Origin of the sequence: Pseudomonas sp. ICMP 460, assembly GCF_002723595.1 — a bacterium.
In the GTDB taxonomy this organism is placed as follows: Bacteria; Pseudomonadota; Gammaproteobacteria; order Pseudomonadales; family Pseudomonadaceae; genus Aquipseudomonas; species Aquipseudomonas kitaguniensis.
On sequence record NZ_LKBR01000024.1, the window covers coordinates 46,990 to 63,444 of the forward strand.

Here is a 16,455-nt window from a genome sequence, read left to right on the forward strand (position 1 = left end):
AACCAATCGGCATTTTACAGACCCGGCCGCAGCCCCTAGTTTTGACGTGAATAACCGACCCCTTGCCTGGCGGAGGTGTTAATCACGTACTCGACAAGGACAGACCATGAGCATTGAATTCATCGGCTATATCGGCGGCCACCACGCTTCCGAGATTCACCCGCGCAGCGGCCCGACCCTGCAACCGGACTACGTTGAAACCGTGGCCCGCGCCCACGAAGAGGCCGGCTTCGACCGCGCCCTGGTGGCCTTCCACTCCAATAGCCCGGACAGCACGTTGATCGCCTCGCATGCCGCCAGCGTGACCCGAAAGCTGCAGTTTCTGATCGCCCACCGCCCGGGTTTCGCCCAGCCCACGCTGGCCGCACGCCAGTTCAGCACGCTGGATGTATTCAACGGCGGGCGCACTGCGGTGCACATCATCACCGGCGGCGATGACCGCGAGCTGCGTGCCGACGGCAGCCATATCGGCAAGGACGAACGCTACGCACGCACCGACGAATACCTCAGCGTGGTCCGCCAGCAATGGACCCGTGAGCAGCCCTTCGATTTCTCCGGCACCTACTACCAAGTCGAAGGCGCGCACTCGACCGTGAAGTCGCCGCAACAGCCGCATATTCCGCTGTACTTCGGCGGTTCTTCAGCGGCGGCGATTGCGGTGGCGGGCAAGCATGCCGACGTGTATGCGCTGTGGGGTGAAACCTACGAACAAGTGCGCGAAGTCGTCACCCAAGTGCGCGCAGAAGCGGCCAAGCATGGGCGTACGATTCGGTTCAGTTTGTCGTTGCGGCCGATCCTCGCCGAGACCGAAGAATTGGCCTGGGCACGCGCCGAGAGCATTTTGCAGCAGGCCACGCAGTTGGCCGAGAAGAATGGATTTGTAAAGCGTGAACCGCCGAACGAAGGCTCGCGCCGGTTGCTGGCAGCAGCAGCGCAGGGGTCGCGGCTGGATAAGCGCTTGTGGACCGGGATTGCCGGGTTGCTCGGGGCGCAAGGCAATTCAACTGCGTTGGTGGGCACCGCAGAGCAGGTGGCTGAGGCATTGTTGGATTACTACGACTTGGGGATTACCACCTTCCTGATTCGCGGCTTTGACCCGCTCAATGATGCGATTGATTACGGCAAGCGGCTGATTCCGCTTACGCGACAACTGGTTGCTGAACGCGAGCAGGCCAAAAAAGTCGCTTAACCACACCTTGAAATCCATGTGGGAGGGGGCTTGCTCCCGATAGCGGTACATCAGGCATACAGGTGGCGCCTGACACACTGCAATCGGGAGCAAGCCCCCTCCCACAAAAGCCCTCCCCCACACAAAGGCCCTCTAACAAGGCTCCTCTTACAAGGCCCTCTCACAAGGCCCCCACACAAAGGCCCTCTAACAAGGCTCCTCTTACAAGGCCCTCTCACAAGGCCCCCACACAAAGCGCCTCTAACAAGGCTCCTCTTACAAGGCCTCTCACAAGTCCCCCACACAAGGCTCTTCTCACCTTTGGATCTGCTACGGGCTCAGGGTCAGTTTTTGTAGTCAGTATCGGTGCGCTCCAATTGCCTGATCAACGCATTCCAATGCCGCGCGACGCCTGGCCCATCACCTGCTTTAAACACCTCAGCCTGCTTCTCGACCTTGGCCACAACCTCGGCCGGCGGGAACACCAATTCCGCATTCCCCGCCGCCTGCGCCGCAATCTGAATGTTGCACGCTCGCTCCAGCCCCTGCAGTTGCTGAAACGCATGCTCCACACTCACGCCCGCCGTCAACAAACCATGGTTACGCAAGATCATCACACTCTTGTCGCCCAAGTCCGCGACCAGCCGCTCACGCTCGTCCAGGTCCAGCGCCACGCCTTCATAACCGTGGTACGCCACGCGCCCGGAAAAACTAATCGAGTGCTGAGAGATCGGCAACAAGCCGTCCTTCTGCGCCGACACCGCAATACCGTCACGGGTGTGCGTGTGCAGCACCGCTTGCAAGTCGTGGCGGGCCGCATGAATGGCGCTGTGGATCACGTAGCCTGCGTAATTGATGCCCAGGCCGGTAGGGTCGTCGACGATAGTACCGTCGAGGTCGACCTTGACCAGATTGGAGGCGCTGATTTCATCAAACAACAGCCCAAAGGCGTTGATCAGAAAATGCTCGTCCGGCCCCGGCACACGGGCGGAGAAGTGCGTGTAGATGTGGTCAGTCCACTTGTACAAGGCCGCCAGTCGATAGGCGGCGGCCAGTTTGACGCGCACCTCCCACTCTTGTGGAGTGACACGCTGACGGACGTTGCTGGACACGCTGGATAGGGAGGCGACGCTGCTCATGGCAAAACTTCCTGGATGGCCTTAAGGACTTCCAGTCAGCCTAGGGGATGGCCAAAAATAATAAAAAGCACATTTTAATCTAAGCTAATTATTATTTTTTTTCATACTAGCTACCCCCAAATCAGGCCGCGCTACGAACCTTGTGCAGGGCGTCCGTCACCCACTTGCCAAATGCATCCACCGGGCCTTGCAGGTTGCCGAGAAAATGCGGGTAGATCAGCCACAGGTCCATCACCGGCTTGAAGTCCTTGAGCGGCATGACCGCCAATTGTTCGCGATGCGCGCTGCGCTCCAGCAATGGCCGGGGCACCAGGCCCAAGCCCAAGCCGTCGGCCACCAGGCCCAACTGCAACTCGGTACCGAAGGTTTCCAGGTTAACCCGCAGGACCAGGCCCTGGTCGGACAAGGTGCGCTGCAAACCCGCGCGAAAACCGCAACCATCCGGGTTCAGAACCCAGCCGTTCTGGTACACATCCGCCAGCTTGCAGGGCTTCTTCGGCAGCTGCGCCTTGGCGCACACCACCACCAATTCCATCTTGCCGATGGACTCGCCAACGATGTTATCCGGGAAGATCTTGCCCGCCGGAAACAGCGCCGCGGCCGCATCCAGCTCGCCGCGTTCGATCTTGCCGACCAATTGGCTGCCCCAGCCCGTGGCGACCTGGGCACGCAGGTCGGGGTATTGCGTGCGCAGGTGTTTGAGCGCATCCAGCAGCACCACGTCGCCAATGGTCTGCGGCACACCCAGGCGCAACACGCCGGTGGGCGGCGCATCGGTGGCCACCAGTTCACGCAGCGCATCCATCTCGCGCAGGATCAACCGGCATTGCTCATAAACCCGGGTGCCGATCAGCGTGGGCTTGAGCGGCTTGGTATTGCGGTCGAACAGCTCCACGCCCAACGCCTGCTCGAAGTTCTGCACGCGGCGGGTAATGGCCGGCTGGGTCAGTTGCAACGACTCGGCGGCATGGCTGATGGACTGGCAACGAATCACTTCGACAAAGGCATCGATATCATCAATTTTCATTTTGGCCGCGCATAGAGAACAGTCATTAAGATGTGCGCCAAGCATAGTTGTCGCCACGCTATCTGAATAGCCCACGCGGTGATCGATAACGTCTAACGCTATTCAGTGCGGTTCTAAATTACCTTCGGCTATAAGCTAATCATTAAAAAATAGCATATTAACCATAAACATTATGCTTAGATAAACCAATCAACCCCTACCCGTTAAAGCATCTGATGGAATTGCCATGACTCAGGCCCGACACCCCGAACCACTCAGAGCCTTTATAGGCGCCCTGGCGGAATTGATCGACGGCAACCCACGCGAAGGCGACCTGCTGCACCGTGGCGGCAAGCTATTGGCGCAACTGGTGAGCCACGATGACTGGCTGCCCGACGAATACGCGCAACCCGACCCCGAGCGCTACCAGCAATTTTTGCTGCATGCCGACTCGCGCCAGCGTTTCAGCGTCGTCAGTTTTGTCTGGGGGCCGGGGCAACGCACGCCGATTCATGACCACCGGGTGTGGGGGCTGATTGGCATGTTGCGCGGCGCGGAGCTTTCGCAGGGTTTTGAACGCGCACCGGACGGCAGCCTCGTCGCCGAAGGCCAACCGATTCAGTTGGTGCCCGGCCAGGTCGAGGCGGTGTCGCCCAAGGTCGGCGACATCCATCAGGTCAGCAATGCGCACAGCGACCAGGTGTCCATCAGCATTCATGTGTATGGCGCCAATATCGGTGCCGTGCGCCGCGCGGTGTACCAGCCCGACGGCAGCGAAAAACTGTTTATCTCCGGTTATTCAAACGCCTGCCTCCCGAACATCTGGGATTTATCCAAAGAAAAGAGCCCTGCCCTATGACCCGCGTATCGAACCGCAGCTTCGCCCAGATTCGCCAGGCCCTGTTGGCCCATGAAGAAGTCGCCTTGGTCGACGTGCGTGAGGAAGCGCCGTTTGCCGAGGCTCACCCTCTGTTCGCTGCGAATATCCCGCTGTCCAAGCTCGAACTGGAGGTGTATTCGCGCATTCCGCGCCGCGATACCCCCATCACCGTCTACGACAACGGTGAAGGGCTGGCCAGTCGCGCCGCCGAGCGCCTGGTTGCGCTGGGCTACACCCACGTCGGCCTGCTCGACGGTGGCCTTGAAGGGTGGCGCCGCGCCGGTGGCGAGCTGTTTATCGACGTGAACGTGCCGAGCAAAGCCTTTGGTGAGCTGGTCGAGAGCGAGCGCCATACGCCGTCCCTGAGCGCCGAAGACGTGCAGGCGTTGCTCGACAGCCAGGCCGATGTGGTGGTGCTCGACGCCCGCCGCTTCGACGAATACCAGACCATGAGCATTCCCACCGGCATCAGCGTGCCCGGTGCCGAGTTGGTGTTGCGCGCGCGTGAACTGGCGCCCGACCCGGCCACCCGAATCATCGTCAATTGTGCAGGGCGTACCCGCAGCATTATCGGCACCCAGTCGCTGATCAACGCGGGCGTGGCCAACCCGGTGTCGGCCTTGCGCAACGGCACCATCGGCTGGACCCTGGCCGGGCAGAAACTTGCGCACGGCCAATCGCGCCGCTTTGCGCCGACCGCCGAAGAACATCGCCAGCTCGCCGCTGAGGCTGCACGCCGCGTGGCCGACACTGCCGGCGTCGGCCGTGCCAGCCTCGCCGACCTGCAACGCTGGCAGTCGGAACCGGGCCGCACCACCTACCTGTTCGACGTGCGCACCCCGGAAGAATTCGAAGCCGGCCACGTGCCGGGCGCGCGCTCAACGCCGGGCGGCCAGTTGGTGCAGGAAACCGACCACGTCGCCAGCGTTCGCGGCGCGCGGTTGGTGCTGGTGGATGATGACGGCGTGCGCGCCAACATGTCGGCGTCCTGGCTGGCCCAACTGGGCTGGGACGTGCAGGTACTGGATGGCCTGGACGCGGCGCACTTCAGCCAACAGGGTGCTTGGGTGGCGCCGGTTCCCGCGCCACCGCAGGCCGAATTGATCAGCCCGCAGACCCTCGCCGAATGGCAGGAACATGGCGACACCGTGGTGCTGGACTTCACCGCCAGCGCCAATTACGTCAAACGCCATATCCCCGGCGCTTGGTGGGCCTTGCGCGCGCAACTGCCCGAGGCGTTGGCCAACGTGCCGTCTGCCCAGCGCTATGTACTCACCTGCGGCAGCAGCCAACTGGCGCGCTGGGCGGTGGCCGAAGTCGAAGCCATTACCGGCAAGCAAGTCTTCTTGCTGCAAGACGGCACGGCTGGATGGATCAATGCGCAGTTGCCGCTGGAAGAAGGCGAAACGCATTTGGCTTCGCCGCGTATTGATCGCTACCGCCGACCTTACGAAGGCACCGAAAGCCCCAGGGAGGCTATGCAGGCTTACCTGGATTGGGAATATGGCCTGGTCGACCAATTGGCCCGCGACGGCACGCATGGTTTCTATGTGATTTGATGCTTGAGTGGCAAGCCGTCTTGTTGTGATGAGCGGGCTTGTGTGGCGAGCGGGCTTGCCACAGAAAGCCACCACCCACCAAATGCAAAAAACAAATAATCAATCTACACATAATCAATTATTTTCATAATTAACTTATAACCAAAAAGAACTTCACAGCCAGTTTTTATAGGCATACCGTTAAACCCCTCACCGACCCCTTCTCCAGGCGGAGGTAGCCAACCCCTTTATCGATCTGCCTGGAGCCCGCATCCCATGGTCTTTGCCACGCCCTTCAAACGCCTGCTCCTGGGCACCACGCTCGCCCTCAGCCTGATCACCACGGCCCACGCCGCCGACCTGCAGCCGCTGCGGGTGGCCAACCAGAAATCCACCATCAAGGCTTTGCTGGAAGTCTCCGGCGAAACCAAAAACCTGCCCTATCAAATCCAGTGGTCGGAGTTCCCCTCCGCCTCGCCGCTGGGCGAAGCCCTGAATGCCGGCGCCGTAGATATCGGCGCGCTCGGCGATGCACCGTACGTGTTCGCCCTCGGTGCCGGCGCTGCGCTCAAGGTGGTCAGCATCATCCACGCCGAGGGGCGCAACACCACCGCGCTGCTGGTGCCCAAAGACTCGCCGATCCAGACAGTGGCCGACCTCAAGGGCAAAAAAATTGTCACCGGGCGCGGCTCGATCGGCCACTACCTGGCGATCAAGGCGCTGGCCAGCGCCGGCCTGACTACCCAGGACGTACAGTTCATTTTCCTGCTGCCCAGCGAATCACGCCTGGTGCTGGATAACGGCACCGTCGATGCGTGGGCGACCTGGGACCCTTACACCACCGTGGTCACCTCGCAAAGCCAGGCCCGCGTGCTGATCAGCGGCAACCAGCTGTTGAGCAACCACCTGTACCTTGCGGCCACCCGCCAGGCCATCGCCGAAAAACGCCCGCAACTCGACGACTTTGTCGCCCGCGTCGACCGCGCTTACGCCTGGGCCAACACCCACCCCAATGAGTACGCCGCCGCTCAGGCGAAGATCACCCGCCTGCCGTTGGCGGTGCACGTCGAGGTGGCCAAGGCCACACACCTGACCCCGGTGATGATCGACGACAGCGTGATCAGCGGCCTGCAAGCCACCGCCGACACCTATCAAAAAGAACGCCTGATCAGCCAACACATCGACGTGTCGCAGGGCTTCGACAAGAGTTTCAACGCCAAGCGTGTGCCACTTTCCCAAGCCTCGCGCTGATAAAAAGCATCGCGCCACAAGGAGCAGAACATGAGCAAGCCACGTCAATTGAAACTCGGTGCCATGGTCCACGGAGTCGGCCACGGCTGGGGCGAATGGCGCCACCCACAGGCGCTGCCGAATGCCAGTACTGATTTTGGTTTCTACAAGCAGCAGACTGAACTGGCCGAGGCGGCCAAGTTCGACTTCGTTTTCATTGCCGACAGCCTGCATATCCACGCCAAGTCCAGCCCGCACTACCTCAACCGGTTCGAGCCGCTGACCATCCTGTCGGCGCTGGCCGCGCTGACCACGCATATCGGCCTGGTCGCCACCGTGACCGTCAGCTACACCGAGCCCTACCAGGTGGCGCGCCAGTTCGCGTCGCTGGACCACATCAGCGGCGGCCGCGCCGGCTGGAACGTGGTCACGTCGTGGCTGAGCGGCACCGCCGATAACTTCAGCAAGGCCGAGCACCCACCGCACGCCGTGCGCTACCGCATCGCCAAGGAACACGTCGACACCGTTAAAGGCCTGTGGGACTCCTGGGAAGACGACGCCTTTACCTACAACAAGCACAGCGGTGAGTTTTTTGCCCCGGGCAAGCTGCATGCGCTGAACCACAAAGGCGAGTTTTTCTCGGTAAAAGGCCCCTTGAATATCGCGCGCTCACGCCAGGGCCAGCCGGTGATTTTTCAGGCAGGCACCTCCGAAGACGGGCGTAACTTTGCCGCGCAAAACGCCGACGCGATCTTTGTGCACGTCGAGAGCATTGAAGAAGGCCTGGCCTACACCCAGGACCTGAAACGCCGCGCCCAAGGCTTTGGCCGTGACGCCGACAGCCTGTCGATCCTGCCGGGCATCCGCCCGATTGTCGGGCGTGACGCCGCCGAAGTGGAAAGCCGCTATCAGCAGGCCGTGGACCTGGTGACCATCGAAGACGCGATTGTCGCCCTCGGCCGGCCCTTCAATGACCATGATTTCAGCCAATACGCGCTGGATGAGGCGTTCCCGGAGCTCGGCGACCTCGGCTCCAACAGCCAAAAAGGCGGCTCTGACCGCATCAAGCAATTGGCCCGTGACGAAGGCCTGACCCTGCGCGAAGTGGCGCTGCGTTTTTCGCGGCCCAAGCGTGATTTTGTCGGTACTCCCGAGCAAGTCGTCGATACGCTGCAGGCCTGGTTCGAGACCGGCGCAAGCGATGGTTTCATCATCAACTCGGTGTTGCCGGACGGCTTGCAGTACTTCACCGAATGGGTGGTGCCGGTGTTGCAACAACGCGGGCTGTTTCGCAGCGAATACAGCGGCCACACCCTGCGCGATAACCTTGAACTGCAAGTGCCGGCCAACCGTCACAGCGTCGCCGCCGAGGTCGAAGAACAGGTGGAGGCGCTGGCATGAGCCAATCCTCGCAACCCTCCTTGCGCTCGGTCGAAGTCGCCAACTTCGAAGCGTTGCTGGAACGCCTCAGTGGTGAGCTGGCCGCCACCGCTAACGTGTATGACGAGAGCGGCGCCTTCCCCCATGACAATTTCAAGCGGCTGCATGACCACGGCCTGGTCGCGCTCACCGTGCCCAAGGCCCTCGGCGGCGGCGGTGCCAGCTTGCCAAGGGCGCGCAAGGCAATCAGCGCGATTGCCAAGGGCGAGCCTTCCACTGCGCTGATCCTGGTGATGCAGTACCTGCAACACACGCGCCTGCAAGACAGCAAAACCTGGCCGCAGCACCTGCGCGTGCAAGTGGCGGAAGACGCGGTGCGCAACGGCGCGCTGATCAACGCCCTGCGCGTCGAACCCGACCTCGGCACACCGGCCCGCGGCGGCTTGCCGGCGACCACCGCCGTGCGCACTGCCGAGGGCTGGCGCATCAGCGGGCGCAAAATTTATTCCACCGGCAGCCATGGCCTGAGCTGGTTCAGCGTGTGGGCGCGCAGCAACGATGAGGACCCGCTGGTAGGCGCCTGGCTGGTGCCGAAAAACAGCCCCGGCGTGAGCATCATCGACACCTGGGACCACTTGGGCATGCGCGCCACGTGCAGCCATGAAGTGGTGTTCGACAACGTGCTGGTGCCGCTGGACCACGCGGTCAGTGTCAGCCCGTGGAGCGCACCGCAACCGGAGCTGGACGGCGATGGTTTGCTGTGGATGTCGGTGTTGTTGTCCTCGGTGTATGACGCCGTGGCACAGGCCGCGCGCGATTGGCTGGTGAACTGGCTGGAAACGCGTGCGCCCTCGAACCTCGGCGCTGCGCTGTCGACCTTGCCCCGCTTTCAGGAAACCGTCGGCCATATCGACACCTTGCTGTTTGCCAACCGCAGCCTGCTCGACGCGGCTGCCGACGGCCACACACCGGTCGCCAACGCCGCGCAGTTGAAGTACCTGGTGACCGGCAATGCGATCCGCGCCGTCGAGTTGGCCATCGAGGCCTCGGGCAACCCCGGCCTGTCGCGCCACAGCCCGCTGCAACGCCACTACCGCGACGTGCTCTGCAGTCGCGTGCACACCCCACAGAACGATGCGGTGTTGCAGGGCGTCGGCAAAGCGCTGTTCGCCCAACGTCAAAAGGAACGCACATGAGCCAGGTGATTATCGCCAGCCAGTTGGACGAAGATTACAACCAGGTCATTCGCGCACGCCTGGCGCCGCTGTATCCCGAAGCGCAGGTGATCGGCGTGCCGGTTGGCGTACCGAGCGACCTGCCGCCGCAGGCGAATATTCTGCTGCTGCGCCCGATCAATGTGCGTGGCTACAACGCACCGCACACGCCACCGCCCGGCTGGCCGTATGGCGCGCAGTGGGTGCACCTGGTGTCGTCGGGCATCGACTTTTACCCGCAATGGCTGTTCAACGGCCCGCCGGTCACCACCTCGCGGGGCAGCGCCGCCGACAACTTGGCCGAGTTCGCGCTGGCGGCGATCTTCGCCGCAGCCAAGCACCTGCCGGACATCTGGGTGAATAACACCGAGTGGAATTTCACTGCGCTCAGGCCGCTCAAGGGCACCACGCTGGGGATTCTCGGCTTTGGCGCAATTGGCCAACGCCTGGCGCAAAAGGCCCAGGCGCTGGGCATCAATGTGGTCGCGCTGCGCCACAGCCAAACGCCGTTTGAGGTGGCCGGCGTGGAGGCCGCGCGGGACATCCACGACCTGTTCGCCCGCGCCGACCACCTGGTACTTGCGGCGCCGCTGACCGAGGCCACGCGGCATATCGTCAACCGTGACGTGCTCGGCAGCGCCAAGCCGGGGCTGCACCTGATTAACATCGCGCGCGGTGGTTTGCTTGATCAGGCGGCGCTGCTGGAAGCGCTGGACAGCGGCCAGCTCGGCCTGGCGTCGCTCGACGTGACCGAGCCGGAACCGTTGCCGGACGGGCACCCGTTGTACAACCATCCACGCGTGCGGTTGTCACCGCACACCTCGGCGATTTCCACCAACAGCCGGCAAGAGATTGCCGATACGTTTGTGGCGAATCTGCAGCGCTATGTAAGCGGCTCGGAACTGCAAAACATTGCCAACCGATAACTGTGGAGAGCGGGCTATTGTGGCAAGCCCGCTTGTGTGGTGAACCCGCTTGTGTGGCGAGCGGATTTGTGTGGCGAGCGGGCTTGCTCGCGTTGGGCTGCGAAGCGGCCCCTGTAATGAAGAATGCACTCCTTCAGGGACTCCTCAGGGCCTGGTTTTGGGGCCGCTTCGCAGCCCAACGCGAGCAAGCCCGCTCGCCACAATAGCGCGCTCGCCAGCGTAATCCCCGATGCCAAAAAAGCGCCTTAAGCTCAGATCGAAAGAGTATTTATTGAATGGTTTTTAGAACCTTAAGATTGGACTTATTTCGTTGAAGATCGAGCGCGCCATGTCTATTCGTCGTCCCCTCGCCATGCTCATCGGGCTACTGGCCTTTTCCGTTGCCGTGAGTGCCGAGGCCCAGCAAACCGTGCGTATCGGTTACCAGAAATCCTCAACCCTGATCACTCTGTTAAAAACCCAAGGCACCCTGGAAAAAGCCCTCAAGGCCGACAACATCGACGTGAGCTGGCACGAGTTCCCCAGTGGCCTGCCGCTGCTCGAAGCGCTGAACGTGGGCAATGTGGATATCAGCGCCGACGTGGCCGACACCGTGCCGATCTTCGCGCAGGCGGCGCAAGCCAAACTGACTTATTTCGCCCAAGAGGCGCCCTCGCCTTCAGCCCAAGCCATTGTGGTGCGCAAGGACTCGCCGATTCAGCAATTGGCGGATTTGAAAGGCAAGAAAATCGCCGTGACCAAGGCCGCCGGCACCCACTACTTGCTGATTGCTGCGCTGGCCAAAGCCGGCCTGGCGTTCTCGGACATCGAGCCCGCCTACTTGTCGCCGGCTGACGGTCGCGCGGCGTTCGAGAACAACAAGGTCGACGCCTGGGTCACCTGGGAACCCTTCCTCACCAGCGTGCAGCGGCAACTGCCGACACGCACACTCGCCGATGGCCTTGGGCTGGCCAGTTACAAACGCTATTACCTGACCGGCACGCCTTACGCCAAGGCGCATCCCGACGTGTTGAAGCGCGTGTATGAGCAACTGGAAAAGGCGGGCCAGTGGGTCAAAACCCACCCGCAGGACGCGGCAAAAGTGCTCGGCCCGCTGTGGGGCAACCTGGACGTGGCCACGGTTGAGGCCGCCAACGCGCACCGCAGCTACCAAGTGCAGCCGGTGACAATTGATCAGTTGGGCGAACAGCAGAAGATTGCCGATGCGTTCTTCAAGGCAGGGCTATTGCCCAAGGCGGTGGACGCCAAGGATGTAGACACCTGGAAGCCTTGATGCCTGCCAGCTTCAAACTGTGGGAGGGGGCTTGCTCCCGATGGCGGTGTGTCAGATAAGTATTTTTCAACTGATACACCGCAATCGGGAGCAAGCCCCCTCCCACAGTTTTGATGTGCAGGCGTTGCCGATGCGTTCTTCAAGGCCGGGCTGTTGCCCAAGGCGGTGGACGCCAAGGATGTAGACACCTGGAAGCCCTGAAGGCTGCGAACATCAAACTGTGGGAGGGGGCTTGCTCCCGATTGCGGTGTGTCAGTCAGCTTATGCATCGACTGAAACTCAGCCATCGGGAGCAAGCCCCCTCCCACAGTTTTGATGTGAAGGCATTGCCGATGCGTTCTTCAGGCTGGGCTATTTTGCCCAAGGCGGTGAACGCCAAGGATGTAGACATATGGAAGCCTTGATGCCTGCCAGCTTCAAACTGTGGGAGGGGGCTTGCTCCCGATGGCGGTGTGTCAGTCAGCTTATGTATCGACTGAAACTCAGCCATCGGGAGCAAGCGCCCTCCCACAGTTTTGATGTGAAGGCATTGCCGATGCGCTCTTTGAGGCAGGGTTATTGCCCAAGGCGGTGGACGCCAAGGATGTAGACACCTGGAAGCCCTGAAGGCTGCCAGGCTCAAACTGTGGGAGGGCGCTTGCTCCCTATGGCGGTGTGTCAGTCAGCTTATGCATCGACTGAAACTCAGCCATCGGGAGCAAGCCCCCTCCCACAGTTTTGATGTGCAGGCGTCGCCGATGCGTTCTTCCAAGCAGGGCTATTGCCCAAGGCGGTGGACGCCAAGGATGTACACACCTGGAAGCCCTGAAGGCTGCCAGCCTCAAACTGTGGGAGGGGGCTTGCTCCCGATGGCGGTGTGTCAGTCAGCTTATGTATCGACTGAAACTCAGCTATCGGGAGCAAGCCCCCTCCCACAATTGACCGCGTTCGGCGTGTGATTTTGATCTGAGCCTCTACGGGTGCGCCGCCACGCCTGTCCCATATTTGCGAATCGCCAGGCAGTAGCCAATCAACGCGACCGCCGCCAGCAACCCGCCCGCTGCGCCGATCCAGGCGAAGCCGAAGTGGCTGCCGACCCAACTGCCCATCAGGGCGCCGCCGCCGATGCCGATGTTGTAGATGCCGGAGAACATGGCCATGGCCACGTCGGTGGCGTCGGGGGCCAGCACCAGCACTTTGGACTGCATGGCCAGGCCGAAGCCCATGATCGCCATGCCCCAGAACACGCTAAGGCCGACCAGGTACGACTCGGCGCCGCTCAAGGGCAGCATCAGTGCCAGGCAGGCGGCGAGCAGGGCCACTGCGCTGATCACGAAGATGTGCGGGTTGAAGCGGTGCACCAGGCTGAACAGCAGCGAGCCGATAATGCCTGCGCCGCCGAACACCAGCAGAAACAGGGTGACCGTGCCGCCGCTCATGCCGGCGACGCCTTCGACGAAGGGTTCGATGTAGCTGTAGGCGGTGAATTGTGCGGTGACCACCAACGCGGTGAGCACGTAAAGCGCCACCAGCGCCGGGCGTTTGAACAGCAGCGGCAGGCTGCGCAGCGAGCCGGAGTTCTGGCTTGGCAGCGGCGGCAAGGTGCGCGCCAGCCAGAACACCAGCGCTGCGGCGAAGGCGCCAATCACCAGGAAGGTGGTGCGCCAGCCCATGGCTTCACCGAGCAGGCGGCCAAGCGGAATGCCCAAGACCATCGCCAGCGAGGTGCCGGTGGCCAACAAACCCAGCGCCTGCACCTGTTTGCCCTCCGGCGCCAAGCGCACGGCGAGCGAGGCGGTGATCGACCAGAACAATGCATGGGACAGCGCAATGCCAATGCGGCTGAGCATCAAAATGCCAAAGCTGGTGGCCACGCTGGAGAGAATATGGCTGGCGATAAACATGCAAAACAGCACGATCAGCAGCTTGCGCCGCTCCACGTTACGCGTCAGCAGCATCACCGGCAGCGAGGTCAACGAGACGATCCACGCATAGATGGTGAGCATCAGCCCGACGCTGGCGATGGGCATGTCAAAGCTGGCGCCGATGGCGCTGAGCAGGCCGACGGGCACAAATTCGGTGGTATTGAACACAAACGCGGCCAGCGCGAGGGCGATGACCGGTTGCCAGTTGGCTTGGGGCGTTGCAGCTGAAATGCTCATTGGCGGGCGAGGTACTCTGACGATGATCCGATGGCCACGCAGAACAACGCCGCCGCCGAGCATTCTATAGGTTTCTCGGCCCGCTGTTGACCCGCATCGTCGCCGCGCCGCTTAGGGCGAGGTCAGGGTGATGACGTAGTTTCCCGACTGAATCGGCTTGCCGGCGCCGTCCACCAACAGATACCGCTGATCGTAATAACGCCCGCCGCCGCTGTCTGCCACCAGCAACGCGTGGGCCGCATTGACGCTGGCCAGCGGCGCCAGGTTGCGCACATCAAGGCGGCTGCCACGGCTGAATTCGGCACACCCGGTCAGTTCCATCACCGCGCCACTGCGCGCATTTGTCGCACACCCGGGCTCGATGATAGCGCCGCGAAACTCAAGCGTGCCGCCACCCACTGTCTGCGCCGCAGCGCAGGCGCCCGCCCAAAGGCAAAACAGGCCTGCCAATACCGAAATACCTTTAACGTTCATGCCGCCACTCCTTATTGGGCTCTCAATAAGTAAGTCGTCTGGCGGCAGATTAACTTGAGGCGATTCGTGCAAAGGGTTGAGCTAGATCAAGGATCAACCTGCCCCATCAGCTCGGGAATGCTTTCGGGCCGCTTGGCATAACGCTGCGCCAACGCCGCGCAGACCATCAACTGAATCTGGTGAAACAGCATCAACGGCAGGATCAGCACGCCCATGCTCGCCCCGGCAAACAACACCTGAGCCATGGGTACGCCGGTGGCCAGGCTTTTTTTCGAGCCGCAGAACAAAATGGTGATGCGGTCGTCCTGACTGAAACCGAAAGCCTTGCCCAACAGCGCAGACGCCACCAGCACCAACGCCAGCAATACACAGCACGCTACGACCAGCCCGCCCAGCTCCCACAGCGGAATCTGGTGCCAGATGCCCTCGTTGACCGCTTCGCTGAACGCGCCGTAAACCACCAGCAAAATCGAGCCCTGGTCGACGAACTTGAGCCAGGATTTATTGCGCCCCACCCACTCGCCGATCCAGCGCCGGGCGATTTGCCCGGCCACAAAAGGCAGCAGCAACTGCACGCTGATTTTCAGGATCGCGTCGACAGTCGACCCGCCGTCACCGTGCACATTGAGCAGCAAGGTCACCAGCAATGGCGTGAGGAAAATCCCGAACAAGCTCGAAGCCGCTGCGCTGCAGATCGCCGCCGGAATATTGCCACGCGCCAGCGAGGTGAAGGCAATCGCCGACTGCACCGTGGCGGGCAACGCACACAGGTAGAGCATGCCCATGTACAGGTCGTTGCCGATCAGCGGCGACAGCAGCGGTTTGAGCGCCAGCCCAAGCAACGGGAACAGCACAAAGGTCAGGCTGAACACCAACAGGTGCAGGCGCCAGTGGCCGGCACCGGCGACGATGGCCTGGCGCGACAGTCTGGCGCCGTGCAAAAAAAACAGCAGCGCGATGGCCAGGTTAGTCACCCAACCGAAGGCCACGGCGGTTTGGCCGCTGGCGGGCAGCAACGAAGCGAGAATCACCGTGGCGATCAGGGTCAGGGTGAAGTTGTCAGGCAGAAAACGCGGGCGGGTCATAAACAAATCTTCCAGGGGTTGCCAAGAGCATCGTCGCGACTCTAACGTAACCGCAAGTTACCGACTAACGCCAATGAGCCAGTAAATGCCGCCTAAAGGACATGAAAAAGCCGTGCGCCGCAGCGTGCCCGGGCTTTCCAGCCTGCCACGGCCGGTGTATGGGCGCACCGAATCGCTGCCCAACCGCGCGCTGACGCGCAAGCACAGCCACCCGTGGGTGCAATTGTCTTACGCGATTTCCGGGGTGTTGGAGATCCAGACCCGCGCCGGCCGCTTCGTCGCCCCGCCGCAGCGTGCGGTGTGGATTCCGGCGGGCATGCCGCACCGCGTGTTTAGCTCGCCGCACACGGAAATGCGCAGCCTTTACCTGGATTGCAGCGTCACCGCCTGGGCGGCCGAGCGCTGCCAGGTGCTGGAGGTGAGCAGTTTGTTGCGCGAGTTGATCCGCCGTTTCAGCGAACTGCCGGTGGAATATGCCGAGGACGGCCCGGATGGGCGCTTGGCTCAGGTGGTACTGGACCAACTCGCCGCCGCGCCGCAGGTGGATTTGATGCTGCCGTTGCCGCATGACCCGCGGCTGCGGCAGGTCTATCGCAGTCTGAGCCTGCGCCCGGAGCAGCAGACCACGTTGGCGGAGTGGAGCGCCAGGCTGGCAGTCAGCGAGAAAACCCTCAGCCGGTTGTTTTTGAGTGACACCGGGCTGACCTTTCGCGCCTGGCGCCAACGCCTGCGACTGCTCAGCGCCCTGCCCGCCCTGGAGCAAGGCGAGCGTGTCACGGATGTGGCGTTGGCCTGCGGTTACGAGTCGACATCAGCGTTTATCAACGCATTTCGCCAGCAGTTCGACGCCACCCCCGGCGAGTTTTTCCGCTGACCTGATAGCCACATTGAGCCGAGTTCCATCATGAGAATGCCATCAACTGTGGGAGCGGGCTTGCTCGCGATAGCGGTTATTTAGCCAGCGCATTCAGTGACTGATACTCAGCCATCGGCAGCAAGCC

Annotated in this window: 14 protein-coding genes; 9 read left to right on the top strand and 5 right to left on the bottom strand. The window is 61.9% G+C overall.

Annotated elements, in window-relative coordinates; translation table 11 throughout:
• Positions 1-106 precede the first annotated feature (106 nt).
• Entirely contained in the window at positions 107-1,189 is a 1,083-nt protein-coding gene (locus AO240_RS16915; RefSeq protein ID WP_099237606.1) for an LLM class flavin-dependent oxidoreductase, read from the top strand.
• Positions 1,190-1,512: 323 nt separating this feature from the next.
• Here the strand turns inward: AO240_RS16915 and AO240_RS16920 are convergent, their stop codons facing one another.
• Both AO240_RS16920 and AO240_RS16925 read right to left on the bottom strand, forming a co-directional pair.
• The gene (locus AO240_RS16920; RefSeq protein ID WP_099237608.1) at positions 1,513-2,307 is read right to left on the bottom strand and encodes a class II aldolase/adducin family protein; all 795 of its coding nucleotides are present in this window, start codon (positions 2,305-2,307) and stop codon (positions 1,513-1,515) included.
• Between the two features lie 121 nt (positions 2,308-2,428).
• Positions 2,429-3,334 (bottom strand): LysR family transcriptional regulator, encoded by a 906-nt coding sequence (locus tag AO240_RS16925; RefSeq protein WP_099237610.1) that lies wholly within the window; start codon positions 3,332-3,334, stop codon positions 2,429-2,431.
• 226 nt (positions 3,335-3,560) lie between these two features.
• On the opposite strand from AO240_RS16925, the gene AO240_RS16930 reads away from it, so the two are divergent.
• The 7 genes from AO240_RS16930 (at position 3,561) to AO240_RS16960 (ending at position 11,754) form a co-directional block, all read left to right on the top strand.
• Positions 3,561-4,172 (top strand): cysteine dioxygenase, encoded by a 612-nt coding sequence (locus AO240_RS16930; protein WP_099237612.1) that lies wholly within the window; start codon positions 3,561-3,563, stop codon positions 4,170-4,172.
• Complete coding sequence (locus tag AO240_RS16935) at positions 4,169-5,752, top strand: rhodanese-related sulfurtransferase (RefSeq protein ID WP_099237614.1); 1,584 nt, start codon at positions 4,169-4,171, stop codon at positions 5,750-5,752. The genes AO240_RS16930 and AO240_RS16935 overlap by 4 nt, the downstream gene beginning before the upstream one ends.
• A gap of 255 nt (positions 5,753-6,007) precedes the next feature.
• Complete coding sequence (locus AO240_RS16940; protein WP_099237616.1) at positions 6,008-6,982, top strand: ABC transporter substrate-binding protein; 975 nt, start codon at positions 6,008-6,010, stop codon at positions 6,980-6,982.
• Positions 6,983-7,012: 30 nt separating this feature from the next.
• The gene (locus AO240_RS16945; RefSeq protein ID WP_099237618.1) at positions 7,013-8,362 is read left to right on the top strand and encodes an LLM class flavin-dependent oxidoreductase; all 1,350 of its coding nucleotides are present in this window, start codon (positions 7,013-7,015) and stop codon (positions 8,360-8,362) included.
• Entirely contained in the window at positions 8,359-9,537 is a 1,179-nt protein-coding gene (locus tag AO240_RS16950; RefSeq protein ID WP_099237620.1) for an acyl-CoA dehydrogenase family protein, read from the top strand. Before AO240_RS16945 ends, AO240_RS16950 begins: the two co-directional genes overlap by 4 nt.
• A complete protein-coding gene (locus AO240_RS16955; RefSeq protein ID WP_099237622.1) occupies positions 9,534-10,481 on the top strand; it encodes a D-isomer specific 2-hydroxyacid dehydrogenase family protein in 948 nt (315 codons plus the stop codon). Before AO240_RS16950 ends, AO240_RS16955 begins: the two co-directional genes overlap by 4 nt.
• A 328-nt stretch (positions 10,482-10,809) precedes the next feature.
• Positions 10,810-11,754, top strand: a complete 945-nt coding sequence (locus tag AO240_RS16960) for an aliphatic sulfonate ABC transporter substrate-binding protein (RefSeq protein ID WP_099237961.1) — start codon at positions 10,810-10,812, stop codon at positions 11,752-11,754.
• Between the two features lie 953 nt (positions 11,755-12,707).
• Here AO240_RS16960 and AO240_RS16965 read toward each other — a convergent pair.
• From AO240_RS16965 to AO240_RS16975, 3 genes are all read right to left on the bottom strand, one after another.
• The gene (locus tag AO240_RS16965) at positions 12,708-13,895 is read right to left on the bottom strand and encodes a sugar transporter (RefSeq protein WP_099237624.1); all 1,188 of its coding nucleotides are present in this window, start codon (positions 13,893-13,895) and stop codon (positions 12,708-12,710) included.
• A 111-nt stretch (positions 13,896-14,006) separates the two neighbouring features.
• Positions 14,007-14,369, bottom strand: coding sequence for a type 1 fimbrial protein (locus AO240_RS16970; RefSeq protein ID WP_099237626.1), 363 nt, complete (start codon positions 14,367-14,369; stop codon positions 14,007-14,009).
• 86 nt (positions 14,370-14,455) lie between these two features.
• Positions 14,456-15,454, bottom strand: coding sequence for a bile acid:sodium symporter family protein (locus tag AO240_RS16975; RefSeq protein ID WP_099237628.1), 999 nt, complete (start codon positions 15,452-15,454; stop codon positions 14,456-14,458).
• An 85-nt stretch (positions 15,455-15,539) separates the two neighbouring features.
• Here AO240_RS16975 and AO240_RS16980 point away from each other — a divergent pair, with 85 nt between their 5' ends.
• On the top strand, positions 15,540-16,328 hold the full coding sequence (locus tag AO240_RS16980; RefSeq protein WP_099237630.1) for a helix-turn-helix domain-containing protein: 789 nt from the start codon (positions 15,540-15,542) through the stop codon (positions 16,326-16,328).
• The last annotated feature ends 127 nt before the right edge of the window (positions 16,329-16,455 follow it).